Annotated in this window: 4 protein-coding genes; all 4 read left to right on the top strand. The window is 66.9% G+C overall.

Annotation, left to right across the window (positions count from 1 at the left end):
- On the top strand, positions 1 to 1,103 hold a 1,103-nt coding region (locus tag B3I25_RS09155), incomplete at its 5' end, for an amidohydrolase (protein WP_286738722.1).
- 59 nt (positions 1,104 to 1,162) lie between these two features.
- Positions 1,163 to 2,797 carry an AbgT family transporter gene (locus B3I25_RS09160; RefSeq protein ID WP_286738723.1) on the top strand — a complete coding sequence of 545 codons (1,635 nt, stop codon included), beginning with the start codon at positions 1,163 to 1,165 and terminating at the stop codon, positions 2,795 to 2,797.
- A 111-nt stretch (positions 2,798 to 2,908) separates the two neighbouring features.
- On the top strand, positions 2,909 to 3,331 hold the full coding sequence (locus B3I25_RS09165; RefSeq protein ID WP_286738724.1) for a DUF3151 domain-containing protein: 423 nt from the start codon (positions 2,909 to 2,911) through the stop codon (positions 3,329 to 3,331).
- A 194-nt stretch (positions 3,332 to 3,525) separates the two neighbouring features.
- On the top strand, positions 3,526 to 4,614 hold the full coding sequence (gene ald / locus B3I25_RS09170; protein WP_098053551.1) for an alanine dehydrogenase: 1,089 nt from the start codon (positions 3,526 to 3,528) through the stop codon (positions 4,612 to 4,614).
- Positions 4,615 to 4,763 lie beyond the last annotated feature (149 nt).

Raw genomic sequence — 4,763 nt, forward strand, 5'->3', positions numbered from 1 at the left:
ATCATCTGGCGGACCATGACATTCCCGCGGAGAACCCCGCTTTCGGTCTGGACACCGCCATTCGCGCTGAGGTGACCTCCGAGGACTTCGACCCGGCGTGTCACCGCACCATCGCGATCATGTCGGAGTACGACGCCCTGCCCGGTATCGGCCACGGCTGCGGACACAATGTGATCGCCGTGACCGGCCTGGGTGCGTTCGTGGCACTCGTCGAGCTCATCCGGGGCACACCCTCCGCGTTCTCCGGCCGCGTGGTTTACCTGGGAACGCCCGCAGAGGAGGGTGAAGGTGGCAAAGAGATCATGGCCAGAGCAGGTGCACTGGAGGGTATCGACGCCGCGGTCATGGTGCACTCCTACATCGCGGATCTCGTGGACCAGGTGTGGCTCGGTCGCCGTCAGTGCACGGTGCACTATCGCGGTGCGGCAGCCCACGCGTCGTCGCACCCGTTCATGGGACGCAACGCTCTCGACGCCGCGGTGCTCGCCTACCAGGGGCTGGGCCTGCTGAGACAGCAGACCCCGCCCACCGATCGGATCCATGCCGTACTACCCGAGGGCGGAGAACGCCCCAACATCATCGCCGAGGCCGCCACCCTGCAGCTGTACGTCCGTTCCCAGCGCCCTGCGACCCTGAAGGCCTTGTCACAACGGGTGACCGAGGTTCTCCAGGGTGCCGCGCTGATGGCCGGGGTGGATGTCGAGATCGATTGGGATTCGTCCCCCGCCACCCTTCCCGTGCTGGGCAATTCGCCCCTCTCCGATCGGTGGGTCCTCGCTCAGCGGCGCCGCGGGCGCGATCCTTACCCGGCGGGCACGGTGTCCGAGGTGCTGGCCGCGTCCACGGACTTCGGCAACGTCAGCTATCGGATTCCCGGTATTCACCCGTTGATCAGCATCACGGACCAGGACATGGGCCTGCACACCCGGGATTTCGCGGCTGCTGCAGCTACCCCGCAGGCAGAAGCTGCGGGTGTCGACGGCGCCTACGGACTGGCAGCGGTGGCTCTCGACTATCTGGTCGATGATGCACTGGCGCAACACGTCCGTGATGACTTCCACGCCGGCGGGGGCGGCATTGCCGTGGAGAGCTATTTCGACTGAACCGGAGCCGGCGGGCCACGCATCGACATTTTTCGACCACTGACCTCGATGGAGTACACATGACCGCCACCGCGACCAAGAGATCGAATGTGGGAGACAGACTCCTCACCGGTATCGAGAGGGTGGGCAACAAGCTGCCCGAGCCCTTCGCCCTGTTCACCATCCTGTTCCTCATCACGGCGGTCGTGTCCACCGCCATGGCCTGGGGCAACGTGGTCGTACACGTACCGGGGAAGGATGAACCCCTGGCGATCAAGGGTCTGTTCACCGGGGAAGGTCTCGCGTGGTTCACCACGACCCTGGGGGAGAACTACATCGGGTTCCCGCCGTTGGTCACCGTGGCCACCATTCTGCTGGCGATCGGGATCGCGGAGAAGTCCGGGTTTCTGGCCGCCGCCATCCGATTCACGATCGGTGGAGCCCCGCGCTGGTTGCTGCCGTACACCGTGGGTTTCGTGGGCGTGGTGGGGTCGATCATGGCCGATTCCGCGTTCGTGGTGATTCCGCCCCTGGCCGCCCTTGCGTTCAAAGCAGCCGGCCGTCACCCGGTGGCAGGTCTGCTCGGCGGCTTCGCGTCGGCCGGTGCGGGTTACTCCACCAATATCTTCCCGACGTCGCTCGATGCCCTGTTCGCGGGCATCACCAACGCCGTGATCCCTACCGTGCCCGCGCTCGCGAATCACGCCACCGAGGCCAACCCGCTGTCCAACTACTACTTCAACATCGTCGCGGCGGTCGTACTCTCCTGCGTGGCGGGGTTCGTCATCGACAAGGTGGTGGAACCGCGAGTCATGCGAGCGGGGGTGTCCAAGGACGAGGTCAACCCGGAGACGGGTCAGCTCATGACCGACACCCGCGCCATGCGCATCGTGGGGGACGAGCAAACCGTTGCGGAATCCCGGGAACCCCAGGTCGAGGCCGGATTGTCCCCTAGGGAGAAAAAGGCACTTCTGTGGGCATGTGTGACGTTCGTGCTGATCGGTGTCGCACTGACCGTCTTCACACTCTTGCCGAGCTCACCATGGCGCAACGAAGACGGGAACTTCCTCCCCAAATCACCGCTGCTGGCGTCCATCGTCTTCATCATCTTCGTGTTCTTCTCCGTGAGCGGTTACGTCTACGGCCGGATTGCGGGAACCGTTCGGGGATTCAAGGACGTCCCGGTGATGATGGGAGCAGCCCTCAAGGACATGACGTCCTTCCTGGTCCTGGCGTTCATCCTGGGGCAGTTCATCGCGCTGTTCAACTGGTCCGGGATCGGTTCCTGGATCGCGGTCACCGGCGCATCGGGTCTGGAAAACGCAGGTGTCACCGGCTTCCCCGTGATCATCGGGTTCATCATTCTGTGTTCGATCCTGAACCTGTTCATCATTTCGGGATCCTCCATGTGGACTCTGATGGCCGCAGTCTTCGTGCCGATGTTCGGCATTCTGGGATTCGAGCCCGCCTTCATCCAGGCGGCGTTCCGCGTGGGTGACTCGGCGACGCAGGTGATGACCCCTCTCAACCCCTACATGGTCGTGCTGCTCGCCATGCTCCGTAAGTACGAACCCTCTGCCGGGCTGGGGACGGTGATGGCCAGGATGATTCCGTTCGTAGTCCCCTTCTGGGTGGTGTGGGTTCTCATTCTCATGGTCTTCTACTTCCTCGGACTGCCGTTGGGCCCGGGAGTGGGCATCATGATCACGCACTGAACCGCTTCGACGGCGCTCGGTGACGTCGTGCGCGAACGGCGTGGAGCGGCGTCGTGCGCGCTGCGTAGAGTGGCAACGAACCCTTGAACTCGGCGTGGAAAGGAACCCACCGTGGCACTGCTCGGCAAGAATCTGCTGGACGAACCGGCTCCCACCTATCTGGACGAGAACCCGGAGCTGACGGCCCGCCTCGACGCGGGTGACGTGGCCGAGGACCTCGCGGCGGCCTTCCCCAAGGAGCAGTTGCCGTGGGCGATGCTCGCGGAGGAGGCGCTCGCGGACGGCCGCACTCTGGAGGGGTACGCCTACGCCCGGGTGGGCTACCACCGCGGGTTGGACTCGCTGCGCGGCCATGGATGGAAGGGGCACGGCGCGGTGCCGTACTCCCACGAACCCAACCGCGGGTTCCTGCGGGCGCTGGCCGCGTTGGGCCAGGCCGCCGCGCAGATCGGCGAGATGGACGAGGCCGCCCGGATCGAGAAGTTCCTCAACGATTCGGACCCGGAGGCGGCGGAGCAGATCGCTCGCCGCTGACCCCGTCCGGCTGCGACGATGAACCGGTCGCCCGGTCCTGAACGGACCGGGCGACCTGGTCATATTCGCCCCGTCCCCCTGTGCGGGTGCGGGTTCGGGTGACGCAGGGCACAATGGAAGGACAGCCGGGGCCCATCGCCAGACCCGAGCACACCTCCTCGGGTACGCGTGCCCCATGAGAGGAGCGCGCCGTCATGAGAATCTCCGTACCCCGTGAGATCAAACCGGAAGAGGCCCGCGTGGGCCTCACCCCCACCATGGTCACCGCACTGGTCGCCGAAGGCCACGAGGTGTTCGTCGCGGAGCACGCGGGGGAGGGCGCGGGTTTCTCGGACGATTCCTACCGCGCGGCGGGAGCGCGGATCACGTCCCAGGAGGACGCGTGGGCGCAGGCCGAGCTGCTGGTGAAGGTCAAGGAGCCGATCGCCTCCGAGTACGACTTCCTGCGCCCGGACCTCACGCTGTTCACGTACCTCCACCTGGCCGCGAGCCGTTCGCTGACGGAAGCACTGCTGGACAGGGGCACCACGGGGATCGCCTATGAGACCGTTCGGGTGGGACGCACACTGCCCCTGTTGCGCCCGATGTCCGAGATCGCGGGCCGCCTGGCGATCGCCAACGCCGCACACCACCTCCAGCACCACGCGGGCGGCCCCGGGATCCTCCTGGGTCGGGTGCCCGGCGTTGTTCCGGCCACCGTGCTGGTGATCGGCGGTGGCACCGTGGGTGAACACGCGGCCCGCGCAGCGGTGGGGGCCGGCGCGGACGTCACGATCCTCGAGGCCAACGGCGATCGCTTGCGACAACTGGACGCGCTGTTCCCCCACGCCCGGGTCCTGATGAGCGACACCCACCGCCTGGATGAGGAACTGCCGCGCGCGGACGTGGTCGTGGGTTCCGTCCTGGTCCCGGGCGCCTCCGCCCCCAAGCTCGTGCGCCGGGAGCACCTGTCGATCGTGAAGCCCCATGCGCTGCTCGTGGACGTGGCCGTGGACCAGGGCGGGTGCTTCGAGACCACCCGGCCCACCACGTACGACGACCCGGTCTATGCCGTGGACGGCATTCGTCACTACTGCGTGGCGAACCTGCCCGGCGCCGTGCCCGTCACGGCCACCCAGTCGCTCACGCACGCGACGTCCCCGTACGTCATGGCGTTGGCGCGCGGTGTGGACTCCGCCCTGGAGAACGACGCCGCTCTGGCCGCCGGGCTCTCGACCCGTGCCGGGCAACTGCACTCACCGGGCGTGGCGGCGGCCTTCCCCGATCTGCCCGCGGCGAGCTGAGGACGCCGACGGCGCGCCCTGGAGCCGGGGCGCGCCGTCGTCCGAGCGACTTGGGATCTGCGCTTGGCCACGCCGTCGTCGGCGTGGAGCGGGGTCAGAGCCGGGGTACGACGTCGTCGGCCTCGCCGGTGGAGGAGGTTTCCTCGGGG

It is taken from the genome of Kocuria sp. UBA1838 (genome assembly GCF_002338785.1).
GTDB classification, from domain to species: Bacteria; Actinomycetota; Actinomycetes; order Actinomycetales; family Micrococcaceae; genus Kocuria; species Kocuria marina.

What these genes read in the sequence shown, in the direction of transcription:
- B3I25_RS09160 (WP_286738723.1), top strand. Translation starts at nt 1,163, where the DNA reads ATGACCGCCACCGCGACCAAGAGATCGAATGTGGGAGACAGACTCCTC.
- ald (WP_098053551.1), top strand. Translation starts at nt 3,526, where the DNA reads ATGAGAATCTCCGTACCCCGTGAGATCAAACCGGAAGAGGCCCGCGTG.